This is a genomic window from Niastella sp. OAS944 (assembly GCA_024809215.1).
In the GTDB taxonomy this organism is placed as follows: domain Bacteria; phylum Bacteroidota; class Bacteroidia; order Chitinophagales; family Chitinophagaceae; genus Niastella.
On the sequence record JANUBW010000003.1, the window covers coordinates 444086 to 458767 of the forward strand.

The following is a 14682-nucleotide window of genomic DNA, read 5'->3' on the forward strand; positions in this document are numbered from 1 at the left end:
AAACAACATAAGAGGTTAAAGAACAATTACTTTACCCTATTAACACCACATCGGCCCCCTCTATCATATCTATCATTTACTTACCTTAGTTCTTCTATCGCCCTCAATTGCCTGTCATGATGAGAAAACTGCTGTTATCGATTTGTTGCCTTGGAGTATTCAATGGGTTTACTCAAAACACCATTGCCCTGCCAGAGATCATTAATTATCCCAAACAGGTATATAATGCCGGCACTCAAAACTGGAAGATCGTTCAGGATAAAAAAGGTATTATTTACGCCGCCAACGATGAAGGACTATTAAGTTTTGACGGAAGTTTTTGGAAGAAATATACTTTACCCGGCGGCACAGGGGTACGTTCGATAGCCGTTGGAAACGATGGCCGCATTTACATTGGGTCGCAGGGTGAAATAGGTTTTTTTGGACCCGATAAGAACGGAAAGCTTCAGTACCATTCTTTAAACAACCTCGTTCCTGAAAATCAAAAAGACTTTACCGATATCTGGAATGTTGTTCCAGTTGGAAATGCCGTTTTCTTTAGAGCCTTCCGCAAAATATTCAAATTAGAGAACGACAAGATCACGGTTTATGGTAATGCAGCCTGGAGCTTTTTGGGGCTACATAATAATAAACTTATTACAAAAGCCTGGCAAAAAGGATTGCTTCAGTTTCAAAACGGCGAATGGGTACCTTTTTCCAAAGCCGATTATTTTCCTGAGAAAGCCGAGATCACTGCCATTGTGCCCATTACAGGCGACAGTTCATTACTTCTTACCAAGCACCACGGGTCGTATATTTTATACAAGGAACAGATAACTCCTTTTAACACCCCCGACATGCGGCTGATAAATGAAAAGAACCCTTACAGCGCCGCCGTGATAGATAAAAACCAGATAGCTATTATCACCAACCTGGCAGGTTGTTTTATAATAAATGAAAAAGGGGAGCTGGTACAACGGCTTTCAAAACAAGACGGGCTGCAAAGCAATAACATCCTGAGCCTTTTTATAGATAACAAAAAGAATATTTGGCTGGGCCTCGATAATGGCATCGATTTCATCGCTTATAACAATGCCATAAAACATATTTACCCCGATTACCAGGAACAAAGCGCCGGCAAAGCAGCCATCATTTTTAAAGACCATTTATACATAGGTACCTCGAATGGAGTTTACCAGACAGCTATTTCAACACAACCGGAAATAGGGTTGATAAAAAGTAAATTCGAATTAATAAAAGGGCCTAAAGGCCAGGTGTGGAACCTGAGTGAACTGAACGGACAACTGGTAATGGGCCACAACGATGGTTTTTTTGTAATTGAGAACGGCGTTACCAAAATGATAGATAGCACTTCAGGCTTCTGGATGTTTCTTCCCTTAAGTAATGTGTCGCCGTCGCCGGTAGTATTGGCAGGTACTTATAATGGATTGAATTTTTATAATTTCAAGAATGGCCGTTTTACCAATCCACAAATACATTCACATTTTGAATCGGCCCGTTTTGTGGCGCTTGATAATTCAATTGCCTGGGCGGCACACCCCTATAAAGGATTATATAAAATAACATTGAATGGGGGCGTTAACCCTACGTATGTTCCGTATAAAGACACTAAAGGAATTGTTTCAAATAACAACAATCACATTTTTAAAATAAAGGGCCGCATAATTCTTAGCAACGACAAAGGCATATTCGAATACAATACCAGGACCAGCGATTTTGAACCTTCGCAATTTTTGCAAAATATATTGCCCAAAGCGCCCATCAGGTATATGAAAGAAGATGGCAATGGCAATATTTGGTTTGTGCACAACCGGCACCTGGGTGTTGCCGATCTAAGCGGCAAGCAACCGCGCATTATTTATATACCCGAGCTCAATGGAAAGATCACAGGAAATGGATTGGAATATATTTATCCATATAACAGTAATAATATTTTCATTGCAGCCGAAGAGGGCTTTTACCTGGTGAATTACGACCAGTACAAACAATTTAAAGAAGATATTCCCATACACATAAGTGATGTACGTATTGTAAATAAAAGAGACAGCACCATTTTCGGTGGATATATCAACACAGAAATGGATGAAACGCCCGAAATAAAATATGCCTGGAACTCAGTACACTTCGACTATTCTTCGCCATTATATGGCAAACAGGGCAGCATAGAGTATGCTTACTTTTTGGAAGATTATGACAATGGCTGGAGTGCCTGGACAAAGAAAAACGAAAAAGATTATACCTACCTGTCACCCGGCACTTACACTTTTAAAATAAAGGCAAGAACGCACGAGGGGCAGGAATCGAAAGTAGCTGTTTACCGGTTTACCATTCTGGCGCCCTGGTATCGCACCACATATGCTTATTCGATCTATACAATTTTAGCGCTGTTGCTTTTATATGCTATTTACAAATGGCAGAAGAAAAAATTCATTATGCAACAGCTAAAGCACGATGAAGAGCGCAGGCGGATGGAATATTTGCACCAGTTGGAAATAGAAAAACACCAGGAAGAACAAAAGCAATTGATGTACCTGCATCAGCTGGAGCTGGAAAGAAACGAAAAAGAGATCATTCGTTTACAAAATGAAAAGCTGCAATCGGAAATACAGGTAAAAAATACAGAGCTTGCATCAACCACATTTACGCTTGTGCAAAAAGGCGAAATGCTGATGAAGGTGAAAGAAGAGTTTGTGCGCATGAAAAAATCGAGTGAAGTAGATAAAGATAACACCGATTATAAAAAGATCCTGCGTATGCTGGGCGACGAAAAAATGAAACAGAACTGGGAGCAATTTGCCGTACACTTCGATAAAGTACACAGCAACTTCCTGGTATCATTAAAAAGCGTGTATCCCAATTTAACAGCAAGCGATCTTAAATTATGTGCTTATTTACGGTTGAATTTAACCAGTAAAGAAATTGCGCAGATCATGAACATTACCATAAAGGGCGTTGAGCTGGGGCGCCACCGCTTAAGAAAGAAATTAGGCATTCAACCCGAGGTGAACCTGGTTAACTTCCTGTTGAACTTTCATTCGGAAATTGATTAACCACTGTGCGCCCGGTTAAAGGGCAGCACAGTGTGATCGTTCATTTGTGTGAATAGCGGGGTAGTCAATATATCCGGCATCGCCGCCCTGGTAAAATGTTTCGGGGTCGGGAATAGCCAGTTCGGTATTGTTTCTGAATCGTTCAACCAGATCGGGGTTGGCAATAAAAGGTTTACCAAAAGCCACCAGGTTAACCAGGTTTTGTTGTAAAATATTTTCTGCAGAAGCGGCGGTAAAACCACCTGCCAGCATCAGCAGGTTATTAAAGCGGCTACGCACATCTTGCAAAAATGCGGTAGGTATTGATGAGCTTCCATCAGAGACCAGGGCCGAAAGGTGTATGTACAGGATATCGAGTTTTTGTAATTCGTCAATAACGTACTTATAAGTTTCGGCTTCTTCTTCATAAGCAGGCAGGTCGTTGATGCGCGCAAAAGGCGACAATCTTATGCCGGTCTTTTCTTTACCAATGGCAGCTACAACGCCTTTCATGATCTCGAGCAAAAACCGGCTTCTATTTTCTATACTACCACCATACTCATCGGTGCGGCGATTGGTATGCGGATTTAAGAATTGTTCGGGCAGAAAGCCATGCGCCCCATGAATTTCTACTCCATCAAAACCAACTTCAATAGCATTTATAGCAGCCTGTATATGCGCCTGCACCATTGCTTTTGTACCTTCAGTAGTGAGCGCTTTGGGTACGGGCATAGGCACATGGAGATCGCCGGGAATGCGCATTACGCCACTGGCCTGTACCGCAGAAGGCGCTACAATAGGTTCATTGCCTTCATAATTGAGCGAATGGCCAATACGGCCTGCGTGCACCAGTTGAACAATGATCTTTCCGCCGCGGGCATGAACGGCATCAACCACTTTCTTCCAGCCTGCTTTTTGTGCTTCATTATAAATTCCGGGAACATTCAGATAGCCGGTACCATTGGCCGTTACAGCTGTATTATCGGTAATTATTAAACCGGCGCCGGCCCTTTGCGCAAAATATAATTCATAGGAGGAATTGGGAACCCCATTCTGCGCCCGGCGACGGCTCATGGGGGCCATAACTACGCGGTTTTTTAAAGTAATGGTATCAGTGACCAATGGCGACAATAACTTATTTAATTTCATGATTGACACTTTATTTAATGTCAAAATTAGCAGCCATGGCCATGGGTGAACAGTGAAAAAGAAAGGTTTGTTCGGTACAATTCGGGGTTGAGGAATTAGCTAATGTGATAATTCGATAATGAGATAATGCCCTATTGCGAGGCTCGCGATAAAAGGCGGAGTGACCGAAAGTTTAGCATTATCACATTAGCAAATTATCAAATTATCACATTGATTTCACGTTTTTGCGAAACTCCATTGGACTAACCCCGCTATGTTTTCTGAACTGGCGGTTTAAATGGCTTTCGTCGGTAAAGCCCAGTTCAGCAGCGATCTGGCTAACGGTTAGGGCACTATTGGTTAGGCGGTGTTGCACCAATTGCATTTTATATTGTGTAATATATTGTTGCAGGCTTTCACCGGTAAGTTTTCTAAAGTATTCGCCTACATAGTTGGCCGATAAGTTAAAATGACTGGCCAGGTGACTGATGCGCAGCTGTTCGGGATTACGAATATTTTCATGCACGTGCAGCAACATGCGATTTATAAGCGGCTCTGGCTGGGGGTTTGCCGGTACATTCAATTTGCTATCGGCCACATTACGGGCAAGAATGTTGAGCACCAGGGTAATAAAATGTTGCAGGTTCTCTTCGTAATAAGGTTGTTGCGCTTCGTACTCCTGTACCATATTGCCAATAAGCGTACTTATCATTTGGCAATCGGCCTCCTCCTTTATAAGCATTCGCTCAAAGCGGTTATGATGGTAGAAAATATGTTCCAGCTGGCGAAGCCATTGGGCAATGCGCCCGCGTTCCTGCTCATCTTTACATTTACCAAGGAACACTTCCGAAAAGCGGATAGAACAAAAGCGGGTAGGTGTGCTCATTTCAAAACCCCGGCAGTCGAGCGGGGTAAACAAAAATATGCTGCCTTTGCTATACGGATACCGGTTCTCATTTACTTCACGAATACCTTCGCCTTCGAGAATTTGAACAATTTCAAAAAAATGATATTTCAACGGCCGGGCATACCACAATTCCATATCGGCTACGTATAATTCAAAAGGCCGGTGAAGCATTTTTTGATTCATAGCAGGTAAAGTTAGGGAAGAATATAGAAATTATTCTTTCACCAGTTCCAGCTTCAAATGCCTTTTTATTTTAACCGGCAATTGTATGGCATACGATTGCAGATCTTTCGAGGCATTGTACCGCATTTGCAGGTTCAATGTATTTTCCATACCGGCCTCTATGATGGCGCCGGTTTTATTATCGATCCGGGAAGTGATGGTAAACGTTTCAACACCCCAGAAAAAATTCACTTTATCACCTGCGCCCTTTTGTATCATTTGAAAGTTATTGGGCTGGTCATAGAGCTGTGTTGCAACGGTATCCAGTTTTGGAGTAAGGCAAAAAGAAGCCGGCGGCAGAAAGTCGGTACGAATGGTTGTACTTAATTTATCGGAGGTTATAAAATGTTGCGACATTTCAATACAATCTGTGCCATATAAGATAAATACGCTGTCGGCAAAATTTCCCTGGCGCGGTTCTTTGTTAATATAAACCGTATCCTTTGCAGACACCTTGCCGGCATTTGAAGCCGGAGCAACAGCTACAAAAAAGGTATTGAGGTCGGTAACTTCGCCTACCATTTCAGAAACGGTTAATGCAGGCAATAGTACTTTACCGTTGGGCAAAAGCGAAATGCGGTATGGCGCTACTTTCTGTGCAATGCTGTCGAGCGAAGCAGAAGCAGATCCGTTGTAAGTTATCTTGCTTATCCATTTTATTTCTTCTGACAATATTCCGTTTATATTAACAACCTGATGTTCGGCAGTTGATACTGTTTTGCCAGTATACTTATCATTACGCCAGGTTTCGGTGGTTAATTTATATTTATACCTTTCGCCAATTTTATATTTTCTTGTTGCAATTTGAGAAAAGGCAATAACAGGTAACAGTAAGGTAATAAGTGCGCACATGCACACAAAATTTCGCATATATAAACGGTTCATAGAAGAGATCAGGTTTTAATGAATATAGGTAAAATCCGGGCAAAATTTCCAGGGCTATTGCGTATTATTTAGATTTTACTAATTTTGCATGGTATTTCTGAATGAGGATCTATACTACGCTACAAATCGGTGAGCTTCACACCAACCATTGCGAAGACTATTTTATCACTGCAGAAATTGGAAAGAATAAGCTTCTTTGTGCTGTAATGGACGGCTGCACAATGGGCACCGACAGCTACTTCGCAGCTACTTTAACAGGTAAATTGCTAAGAAAAGTTTGCAAAGAGTATAACTACAAAGAGTTCATAACAAAGAACTCAGCAAGCTTACAGCTAACTCTTGAACAAATAACCAGGCAGTTATTTGAGGAGCTACGCAGTGCAAAAAATATACTTCAGTTAGAAAGGGATGAAGTACTGAATACTTTATTGATGGGCGTTATTGATACAGAAAACCGCTCAGGTGAGTTCCTATGCGTAGGCGATGGGCTCATATGTATCAATAACCAGCTGTATGAATTTGAACAGGATAACAAACCCGATTATTTGGGATACCATTTAAATGAAGCATTCAACAGCTGGTACAACAACCAACAGCAAAGGATAGCTGCGCAGCATATTCAGGACTTCAGTCTGGCAACTGATGGCATATTTACTTTTAACAAATTTGACAACAAAACCTATGCAAGCCCGGGCAATGTGGTAGAACACCTGTTGTTTGATGCCGAAGGAAGCAATAACGGCAATATGTTGAACAGCAAACTGCTCGACATTCAAAACAACTGGGGATTGAAGCCAGGTGACGACCTGGCAATTATCAGAACAATATTTTAAAACCTTAAACACAATTTTTATGGCTTATATCATGGTTGATATAGAGAGCGATGGTCCCATACCCGGCGACTATTCCATGATCTCATTTGGCGCTGTACTGGTTGATGAACAACTGAACAAAACCTTTTATGGTAAATGCAAACCCATTTCAAATAAATTCATTCCCGAAGCATTAGCCGTTTCTGGTTTTACAAGGGAAGAAACAATGGAGTTTGATGATGCTGCAACTGTTATGAAATCATTTGCAAACTGGATCAGCAGGGTGGCCCAGGACCGGCCGATCTTTATCAGCGATAATAATGGTTTCGACTGGATGTTTATCTGCTGGTACTTTCATCATTTCACGGGTTCAAATCCGTTTGGCTTTAGCTCTCAGAACCTGGGCAGCCTTTATAAAGGAGTGGTGCTGGATACCTTCCAAAATTTTAAACACCTGCGCAAAACAAAGCATACGCATAATCCTGTTGATGATGCACGCGGAAATGCCGAAGCGTTATTGACATTGAAGAAGGAGTATGATTTGAAGATCAAGTTTTAGGGTTAACCGTTCTCCCTGCTTCTTAACCATTGCACCTGCTGATCGGTGTCTGGCACTTTAAGCCCTCTTGCTGAGTGATCTTTTGTAAGATTTGATCAGTTTTAAAACCTGCCTTTAACAGAATAGAGCCGGCGATTATTGAGGATCGGCCAATGCCCATTCGGCAATGGATAACGACTGAATATCCGGCTTCTGTTCTAACCACTCATCACCCCGCGGCCGGGGCATAATGCCAAGTTTCGCCCCATTGGCGAAATCATGCACCCAATAAATTTTTGTGTACAAGCTATTTTTTCTTTTTAATTACAAATCGCCGGCCGATGATCTTGAACCTGTCTGTAATATTCCAGAATGCAAATCCCGGCTTTCCTGTAGGCACCGGCCAGTAAACTACTTCCCCGTCTTTCTTTTTCAAACCAAACTCTTCCAGTTTTCCCTCCTTTTTAATGCTAACCACCGTAAGATTATCCATAGTTCCCGGACCTAATGCTTTAAAGCCATTGGGGCCATCAAACTCAGTATAATAAAGGGACGATGTTCCTTTATTATCAATATGAATAAATCGTTCGGTAGTATTTAGTATGCATTCGTTACTGTTGAGGAACATAACCAGCACGGGGATTTCCTGTTTATTAAACTCAACATGTTTTACTAACTCCTTTTGTTTTTCGGGAGACAATAGATCAAAAATGGTAAATGTTTCAGAGCCGCTGAAGGACGTCTTTTCCGTTTTGTGATACAACAAAAACCATCTTTCAATTTGCGCTGCTACTTCGCCGGGTGTCTTTGATACTTTTACAACTACGGTACTATAACTGGTTCTCATATAATTCTATTTTACGTCCATCGGGGTCTTTTACGATGGTCATAAATCCATAATCTGTATGCATTGGTTCCGATAAAAATTCTGTTTGCTTGGTTTTTAGCAATTGAATAGTTGCAGCAAGATCATTTACTGCGAATCCTAATCTCAGATCTTTATCGGCTTCCGTTTGACCTTTTGCCAGGGGATAAATTTCTAGGATGGTTTTTCCAATTGAAGCTGAATAGTGATAAGGGGATTTATCGTGTTTGTGATAGTCAAAGGTTAAGCCCAGTAAAGAATAAAAATCTGCAAGCCGGGCAATATCTGTTGTTCGTACAACAAGGAGTCGAAGTTCCATAAGGGTTAATTACCCTAAATATACTCTTATCTCTGCAATATTTAAACGTAGATTTTTAGATTATTGATTTTTCCTAAAATCGTTTTGTAATTTCTTCAATTGCCCTATTAAATCATCAAAAGAGAGCGTGTCTCCATAAATCATTTGCTCCTGCATGCGACTGTAGTCCTGCCGATACACATCAATAAGGTCGTCAGGGGGAATAAATGATAAAGAAGAACGTTTTAGGCTTTTGTAATTTACCCATGAAATTCTGTTATATGATTCGCGGCGCTTTACTATATAATCATATAACCGGAAATCATTTAGGGCTTCCTGCCCAAAGGGGGTGTTCATAATATTTCCCAGGTCATATAAATGTCTGGACATTCGATCAGATTTGATCCTGGACCTGTCTGGTTTTCCAAATTCTTCATGAAGCAGGAACGCCTTTTCCAGAAACGTTTTTCGTGGCTCAACCGCATCTACTTCAAAAAGTGTTTCGCCATAAACAGGATTAGGATTATGCTCATTAAGAAGAGAATGGATAGCGACTGTTGTGTATGGTGTCCGAAGCGATCGTACACTCGCTTCAACTTTTACTTCGTCTGCTATATAACTACTAGGCGTATATAACGAAGGATATTTAACATACTTCATCCCAAACGCTTCAGGAGATAACGCAATATCGACATCTTCTGAAAATCGTGCAATAAGTCTCCAGCACTTACTTAACGAAGTGCCGCCTTTGAATACTATGTACCTGGAGTATATTGAACTGAATAATGCTTTCAGCGTAAGTGTCACCCACCAATCTTTTTCAATAACCTTGGCGCTAATGCCGCTTAATTGTTCTGCCTGATCAATGGTCGCTTTTCGTTGTTCGTTTGTTAGCGTCAACCAACCTGTCATTTGCCTGCTTTTTCAAAAGTTTGACAATGTAATCGTTTACTTTAGCAGGGGCCAGTGCAAGATCATGCTTCAAGTTTTTTGGAACTTCCTTCATTAAGAGCTCATAAAGTTTTAATTCCGTTTTTGCATCAACATTGTCAGTCCCTATTTCTTCAAGGGCCTGAATTACCAAACTACTGATCTTACCAATAGTTGATAGCTTTTTAGGCGTAGTTGCTTTGAATTTGATCTGCATTCTCCCCAACTTAAAAAGGCGGGGATGCCCATCTGTTATGTAGACGAGTTTGGTTGGGACCTGAGTTGTTAAACCTAACTGGTGAAGCACATAGGCACCAGCCGGACGTACCCGTATTTTTTCTTTTTTGGCAAGCATCTTCACAACATCTTCTGCTCCAGGCCGAAGGTCACCTAATACCGGGTCTGTTTTAGGAATATAATAAATACCATGAGCCAATCGCTTCAACACACCTTTTTGAGTAAGCCTGGATAATGCCTTTTTAATAGCATCCTCCGTGCCCTTGCCACGAAAATCTGTAGGGAAAATTAATTCGCCCCCTTTCCGTCGCAGTATTACATGCTCAATATGTGTATGTGTGGCTTGCATTTTGTCACAAATTTATGAAAAAAGGTGACATTTCGCAATAACAATACCCTTATAACCAATAACGCAAAACAATGCCTATCAGCTACTTACAGCAACCCTAATGTAATCATTCATTTCAAACACCCAAAACCCCTACTTTCCCTGCTTCTCCTTTACCCACTTTGCCACCTGTGCCAGAGGCGCTATCCAAATGTCTTTTTCATGTTGCTTTAAATAATGTAGCAGTTGGCTATGCGCCGGTAAGGAAACATTTATATTATGGCCGCCGCCAACCCCATGAAAAATGATCACCAGCAATCCCTGTTTGGCTTCGGCCTCCTTTACCCATTCTATCATTGCTTCGCCTGTGTGATTGAACACTCCATAACCTGGGAAATCGTACAGGTTTACTTTATCGATGGTTGGTATTGTACCTACTACACCGCGGGCCGCAATAAATTCATCATGCATAGTATCGATATACGCAGTGTCGTGCACTTTGTTATCGCCGCAAGGGAAAGCAAAGGTCCTGGTGGTCTTTGCGTCAATTGCGTATAAAACGGCATTCATGGCCTTGATCTCATTCGTGATACGGCGCATGGAGTAATTGTTCATGTCATAATCGGCATTTACAAATTCCCGGCCCGCTCTGCCACCTTCACAGGGATGAAACATGGTATGATTGGCCAGTTCATGCCCTTTGGCCGCTGCTGCCCGCCAGCCTGGTACCTGCTTTTGCAGGCCGCCCATATAATTGGCAATGTAAAAAGTAGCTTTTAATCCTAAGGAATCAAGCGCAGGAAGCGCGTTGGTAATGTGTACATCGAGCCCATCGTCGTAGGTCAATACTACTGCGCATTTTTTCCCTTTCCAGGGCAATGATTGTTGAGCGTATAGTGTATTGTTGAATAGCAGAAGAGCAGCAATCGTTTTTAATATGGTCATTTCGTTTTGGTTTGACAGTGATCCCCATTCCAGACCCTTAATTTAAGAAAAATTACAACGCAAACTAACGGGAATTAAAAAAACGTAGCTGCATTCCGCAACTACGTTTACAAGTAAACTAATGCATTTTTTTAGATCTTCCCTATACCAGCACCTGAAGTCACGCCCGATTTTACTGCACTGGCAGCATCCAGTGAATAAGAATACGGCGGCGTAAATGTGCAGGTTGAAGAAGTTGGAGCGGCAGTACCAGTAATACCAGAGAAGGTATTGCCAATCACCTGGTATTTACCAAGGGTGGTACCGCTGGCTATTATGGGACTTTTTACTGTTTCAAATACATTGTTCTCTACCCGAACACAGGCGCCCATGCGCGAATCAACAGCCGATCCCCTGATAACATTATAATAGTTGTTGTATACATGCGCCACACCACCCCGGTTCAGTGGCAACCGCGATTGTATGTTCCGGTAATAATTATGGTGGAATGTCAACTTCCGGTCTGAAAGATCTGAATCTGACGAACCCACCAGGTGGGTTTTGTGGTTGTCATGAAAATAATTCCACGACAATGTAACATACTGGCTGGTATTTTTGATATCAACCAACCCATCGTACAGGTCTTTATTGGTTTGAACGGTGGGGTCGGTATTATAGAGCTCGCAATGGTCTATCCACACATTTGAGCTGCTTCCCTGAATGCTTATACAATCGCCGCCATTTACAATGATCTGCGGCAGACCTTCATCGCCATCCGGATCATAAACTGCCGGATCGCTGCGGTCGGTGATAGAAGTGAGTGTGATCTTGATATTCTGGATTATGATATTCCGTTTACTGGAAATATTCAATCCTACGCCGTCCAGAAAGCCGGCAGTGCCAACGCCCAGCAATGTTTTGTTTGAATTTACGTTGATGCGGCCACCTTTAGTGCCATTGTAGATCCTTTGGGTTACCCTTAATGTAAGTGGTTGAACTTTCGAGATAGCTTTTCAATTGCGCATAGGTGGTAGCTGTAACTGTTGTTCCGCCTTGTCCGCCGGTGGTGCCGCCATTCTGCGTGGCGAAGCCGGCAATGCCAAAGGCGGCCTCGGCGCTGGCAGTCCTGGCGTCGTTTTGAATGCTGGGTTCTTCTTCGGAAGTACCCGGCTTTGAGCAGGAAAAAATACAAAAGACAATGGCAAGCACTGCCATACAAATGGGTGTTTTTTTCATTTGGAAGCGAGTTAATCGTTAATAATAGCAACTGTAAATAAAATGGGTGTGCAACCCGGTTACCTGGGGAGATCATTCGATAAAGGAGAGAGGCTAAAAAGCGGGTACAAATTAAAATGGCTGCAGCTAATGGCCAGGCAATCGTTAGTAACCCTAAATAAATGTCGTATATGGAAGATAGTGATTACTAAAAATGAATGGTGCTGTGGTTGGTCATTTTTCTGTGCAATCGTTCCCGACAACGTTTGCAATGCTTTATAACTTAGGATTCCTTTTATATTGAAAAAAATCTTTTGATATTGGTGTTTCTTTTATTTCGGTCCGTCTCAAAATTTCGGCTATTGGCAACTTTTTAAACACACTAACTACAATGTTTTTAAGTACCGTTTCTTTTTCTTCTCACCGCTCATTCCTGTTCTCTGACTCAGAAGAAAATAACCGCCTATCAAAAACCTTTTAATCGTATAGGAAAAAGCTTTCGGTCATAGTGATTACTTCCTTTCTGATACAATATAAAAGTTTCTATTATTGAATTTCTTTTAACCGTATCAACTAAAAAGTTTTAACCACCTGCTTATGTTCTTCTGACTTAAACAAAAAGTTTTTGCTATCGATAATCCCCTTGAATGCATCGAAAAAAAGGTTTTGTCACCCCGTATCCTTTTTTACAGCTTTATTTATTCGTTTACTCACCTTGCGTCTTGTTTTTTGTAGTATCGTCACGCCAATTAAGCATCCGCAAGAACCCATGTATTAACATCTTAAGCTCAAAATAGCTGACGGCGATCAGTTTTTGAGGCAAGTCAAAGTGACTATTTTGACTCATAATTGATCATTATCGCTCAAAATCGCTCATTTTCACTCATGCCTGTTTTTTGATTCAAAAATTCATTCTAGGTTTGTTCTCAGAAACAGCAACAGAAATGAATAACCGAATTGTTGCAAGGATCCTCAGCATAACGATTTAAACAATTCTGAAGTTGTTATCGATCAACTTTGATGGCCATCCAAGTTGTACTGATTAGTAGCAGTTTTTAAAATCAATTTAAAACCATCAAAAAACAAGTAAAATGAAAAAGATTAAAATCAATAGAATACTAATGAGGTTCAATTACTGTCGTGCAGGGGATTTAATAAAAATCACCCATCGCATTCTGGACAGTTTAAAAGAGAATACCTATTTTCCGAATCCAACACCTGTGCTGGCAGAAATAGAAAATGCGTTGGAAGAATTTGTAACCGCGTTATCTAATGCCGGCGGTTTTGATCGGGAAAAGGTTGCTATCAAGGACGGTAAACAAGCCAACCTGCGGCAAATGCTTACAGAACTGGCTTATTATGTAACTCAGATCTGTAAAGGCGACAAAGCCATGTTATTGTCGAGTGGCTTTGAAATCAACGGAGAAACGGCTAAAAGGCAAAAGGCGCCACCCAAACTGCAAGTTGATTTGGGAATGGCTGGACAGGTAACTACCAGCATAACCAGAGTAACTAAAGCAAGGGCGTATGTACATCAGTGTACAGCAGATCCGTTAACACCGCAAAGTGTGTGGGCAGGAGAAACAACGCTAAAACCTACGCATACTTTTACCGGCCTTGAATCAGCTTCCAGAATGTGGTTCCGTGTCATTGTCATTGACAAAGACGGAAATCCAATATACTGGGACCCGGTTCTTCGCATCATTCAGTAAACAATCATTATTAACCAATACCCCGTTCCGGCTTGCCGGGATGGGGTTCTTTATTTATCATCAGTTATAATATACTGGAGATTTTTAGATGCCGTTTGCCAAGAACCGTCTGATTCTTTATATTCTATTTTCACTGGTATATTATAAGTTCCGGGCTTTCCAGTGGCAATGAATTCGTATCTCGCAACAGGGCTTTCATATAATTTAATTCGGGTGCCGTTTATTGTAATTCGCGCGGATGCATCCTTGTCAAAAACGCCTACACCTGCAGTAACCATTATTGCCTCGCCTGGTTTTACTATATTGTTGTTTATTGATGCAATTGGAGAAGGTCTGTAATATCCACAAAAATTGAACACCACATTATAATTACAGTAATTAACGAGATTATTCTCTGAGCGCAACACATTGGCCTCAATTTCATTTAAGACCATAACTGCCAATAAAGGCGAACAATTATCAAAATTCTTATTAAGCCAATCTGTTTTTGAATACCCTGTTACATCTGTTTGCAATACTTTTTATAGAGTTTGCTTTTTCAAGCGCTTCATTGATCTCTTTCAACTGGCTTACAGGTTGCTGTTGGCGGCAGGCGGTCATGAAGATAGTAAGGCATGCAGGAAAAAGAATGGCTATTTTCATTGTCATAATG

The 14682-nt window shown here is 41.3% G+C and carries 16 protein-coding genes; 4 read left to right on the top strand and 12 right to left on the bottom strand.

Features of this window, described 5'->3' with window-relative positions; translation table 11 throughout:
* Positions 1 to 116 precede the first annotated feature (116 nt).
* Complete coding sequence (locus GGD38_RS16405; protein WP_375297330.1) at positions 117 to 3050, top strand: triple tyrosine motif-containing protein; 2934 nt, start codon at positions 117 to 119, stop codon at positions 3048 to 3050.
* A 15-nt stretch (positions 3051 to 3065) separates the two neighbouring features.
* Here the strand turns inward: GGD38_RS16405 and GGD38_RS16410 are convergent, their stop codons facing one another.
* The 3 genes from GGD38_RS16410 to GGD38_RS16420 form a co-directional block, all read right to left on the bottom strand.
* Positions 3066 to 4178 (bottom strand): alkene reductase, encoded by a 1113-nt coding sequence (locus tag GGD38_RS16410; protein WP_375297331.1) that lies wholly within the window; start codon positions 4176 to 4178, stop codon positions 3066 to 3068.
* A gap of 205 nt (positions 4179 to 4383) precedes the next feature.
* Positions 4384 to 5247 (bottom strand): helix-turn-helix domain-containing protein, encoded by an 864-nt coding sequence (locus GGD38_RS16415; RefSeq protein WP_375297332.1) that lies wholly within the window; start codon positions 5245 to 5247, stop codon positions 4384 to 4386.
* A gap of 30 nt (positions 5248 to 5277) precedes the next feature.
* On the bottom strand, positions 5278 to 6171 hold the full coding sequence (locus GGD38_RS16420; RefSeq protein WP_375297333.1) for a hypothetical protein: 894 nt from the start codon (positions 6169 to 6171) through the stop codon (positions 5278 to 5280).
* A 101-nt stretch (positions 6172 to 6272) separates the two neighbouring features.
* On the opposite strand from GGD38_RS16420, the gene GGD38_RS16425 reads away from it, so the two are divergent.
* Both GGD38_RS16425 and GGD38_RS16430 read left to right on the top strand, forming a co-directional pair.
* On the top strand, positions 6273 to 7004 hold the full coding sequence (locus GGD38_RS16425) for a protein phosphatase 2C domain-containing protein (protein ID WP_375297334.1): 732 nt from the start codon (positions 6273 to 6275) through the stop codon (positions 7002 to 7004).
* Positions 7005 to 7023: 19 nt separating this feature from the next.
* A complete protein-coding gene (locus tag GGD38_RS16430; protein WP_375297335.1) occupies positions 7024 to 7542 on the top strand; it encodes an exonuclease in 519 nt (172 codons plus the stop codon).
* Positions 7543 to 7828: 286 nt separating this feature from the next.
* Here the strand turns inward: GGD38_RS16430 and GGD38_RS16435 are convergent, their stop codons facing one another.
* The 7 genes from GGD38_RS16435 to GGD38_RS16465 form a co-directional block, all read right to left on the bottom strand.
* Positions 7829 to 8368 (bottom strand): hypothetical protein, encoded by a 540-nt coding sequence (locus GGD38_RS16435; protein WP_375297336.1) that lies wholly within the window; start codon positions 8366 to 8368, stop codon positions 7829 to 7831.
* Positions 8352 to 8705 carry a VOC family protein gene (locus tag GGD38_RS16440; protein ID WP_375297337.1) on the bottom strand — a complete coding sequence of 118 codons (354 nt, stop codon included), beginning with the start codon at positions 8703 to 8705 and terminating at the stop codon, positions 8352 to 8354. Before GGD38_RS16440 ends, GGD38_RS16435 begins: the two co-directional genes overlap by 17 nt.
* 60 nt (positions 8706 to 8765) lie before the next feature.
* Positions 8766 to 9596, bottom strand: coding sequence for a nucleotidyl transferase AbiEii/AbiGii toxin family protein (locus GGD38_RS16445; protein ID WP_375297338.1), 831 nt, complete (start codon positions 9594 to 9596; stop codon positions 8766 to 8768).
* Positions 9547 to 10200 carry a DUF6088 family protein gene (locus GGD38_RS16450; RefSeq protein WP_375297339.1) on the bottom strand — a complete coding sequence of 218 codons (654 nt, stop codon included), beginning with the start codon at positions 10198 to 10200 and terminating at the stop codon, positions 9547 to 9549. The genes GGD38_RS16445 and GGD38_RS16450 overlap by 50 nt, the downstream gene beginning before the upstream one ends.
* Positions 10201 to 10332: 132 nt before the next feature.
* Complete coding sequence (locus GGD38_RS16455) at positions 10333 to 11124, bottom strand: polysaccharide deacetylase family protein (protein ID WP_375297340.1); 792 nt, start codon at positions 11122 to 11124, stop codon at positions 10333 to 10335.
* A gap of 131 nt (positions 11125 to 11255) precedes the next feature.
* Positions 11256 to 12110, bottom strand: a complete 855-nt coding sequence (locus tag GGD38_RS16460; protein WP_375303704.1) for a polysaccharide lyase family 1 protein — start codon at positions 12108 to 12110, stop codon at positions 11256 to 11258.
* Positions 12052 to 12339, bottom strand: a complete 288-nt coding sequence (locus GGD38_RS16465; protein ID WP_375297341.1) for a hypothetical protein — start codon at positions 12337 to 12339, stop codon at positions 12052 to 12054. The genes GGD38_RS16460 and GGD38_RS16465 overlap by 59 nt, the downstream gene beginning before the upstream one ends.
* A 1070-nt stretch (positions 12340 to 13409) precedes the next feature.
* Here GGD38_RS16465 and GGD38_RS16470 point away from each other — a divergent pair.
* Positions 13410 to 14030, top strand: coding sequence for a hypothetical protein (locus tag GGD38_RS16470; protein ID WP_375297342.1), 621 nt, complete (start codon positions 13410 to 13412; stop codon positions 14028 to 14030).
* 50 nt (positions 14031 to 14080) lie between these two features.
* Here the strand turns inward: GGD38_RS16470 and GGD38_RS16475 are convergent, their stop codons facing one another.
* Positions 14081 to 14545 carry a hypothetical protein gene (locus GGD38_RS16475; RefSeq protein ID WP_375297343.1) on the bottom strand — a complete coding sequence of 155 codons (465 nt, stop codon included), beginning with the start codon at positions 14543 to 14545 and terminating at the stop codon, positions 14081 to 14083.
* Positions 14502 to 14672 carry a hypothetical protein gene (locus GGD38_RS16480; protein ID WP_375297344.1) on the bottom strand — a complete coding sequence of 57 codons (171 nt, stop codon included), beginning with the start codon at positions 14670 to 14672 and terminating at the stop codon, positions 14502 to 14504. The genes GGD38_RS16475 and GGD38_RS16480 overlap by 44 nt, the downstream gene beginning before the upstream one ends.
* Between the last annotated feature and the right edge of the window lie 10 nt (positions 14673 to 14682).

Coding starts and splice junctions, on each gene's coding strand:
- GGD38_RS16405 (WP_375297330.1), top strand. CDS start 117: ATGATGAGAAAACTGCTGTTATCGATTTGTTGCCTTGGAGTATTCAAT.
- GGD38_RS16410 (WP_375297331.1), bottom strand. CDS start 4,178: ATGAAATTAAATAAGTTATTGTCGCCATTGGTCACTGATACCATTACT.
- GGD38_RS16415 (WP_375297332.1), bottom strand. CDS start 5,247: ATGAATCAAAAAATGCTTCACCGGCCTTTTGAATTATACGTAGCCGAT.
- GGD38_RS16420 (WP_375297333.1), bottom strand. CDS start 6,171: ATGAACCGTTTATATATGCGAAATTTTGTGTGCATGTGCGCACTTATT.
- GGD38_RS16425 (WP_375297334.1), top strand. CDS start 6,273: ATGAGGATCTATACTACGCTACAAATCGGTGAGCTTCACACCAACCAT.
- GGD38_RS16430 (WP_375297335.1), top strand. CDS start 7,024: ATGGCTTATATCATGGTTGATATAGAGAGCGATGGTCCCATACCCGGC.
- GGD38_RS16435 (WP_375297336.1), bottom strand. CDS start 8,368: ATGAGAACCAGTTATAGTACCGTAGTTGTAAAAGTATCAAAGACACCC.
- GGD38_RS16440 (WP_375297337.1), bottom strand. CDS start 8,705: ATGGAACTTCGACTCCTTGTTGTACGAACAACAGATATTGCCCGGCTT.
- GGD38_RS16445 (WP_375297338.1), bottom strand. CDS start 9,596: ATGACAGGTTGGTTGACGCTAACAAACGAACAACGAAAAGCGACCATT.
- GGD38_RS16450 (WP_375297339.1), bottom strand. CDS start 10,200: ATGCAAGCCACACATACACATATTGAGCATGTAATACTGCGACGGAAA.
- GGD38_RS16455 (WP_375297340.1), bottom strand. CDS start 11,124: ATGACCATATTAAAAACGATTGCTGCTCTTCTGCTATTCAACAATACA.
- GGD38_RS16465 (WP_375297341.1), bottom strand. CDS start 12,339: ATGAAAAAAACACCCATTTGTATGGCAGTGCTTGCCATTGTCTTTTGT.
- GGD38_RS16470 (WP_375297342.1), top strand. CDS start 13,410: ATGAAAAAGATTAAAATCAATAGAATACTAATGAGGTTCAATTACTGT.
- GGD38_RS16480 (WP_375297344.1), bottom strand. CDS start 14,672: ATGAAAATAGCCATTCTTTTTCCTGCATGCCTTACTATCTTCATGACC.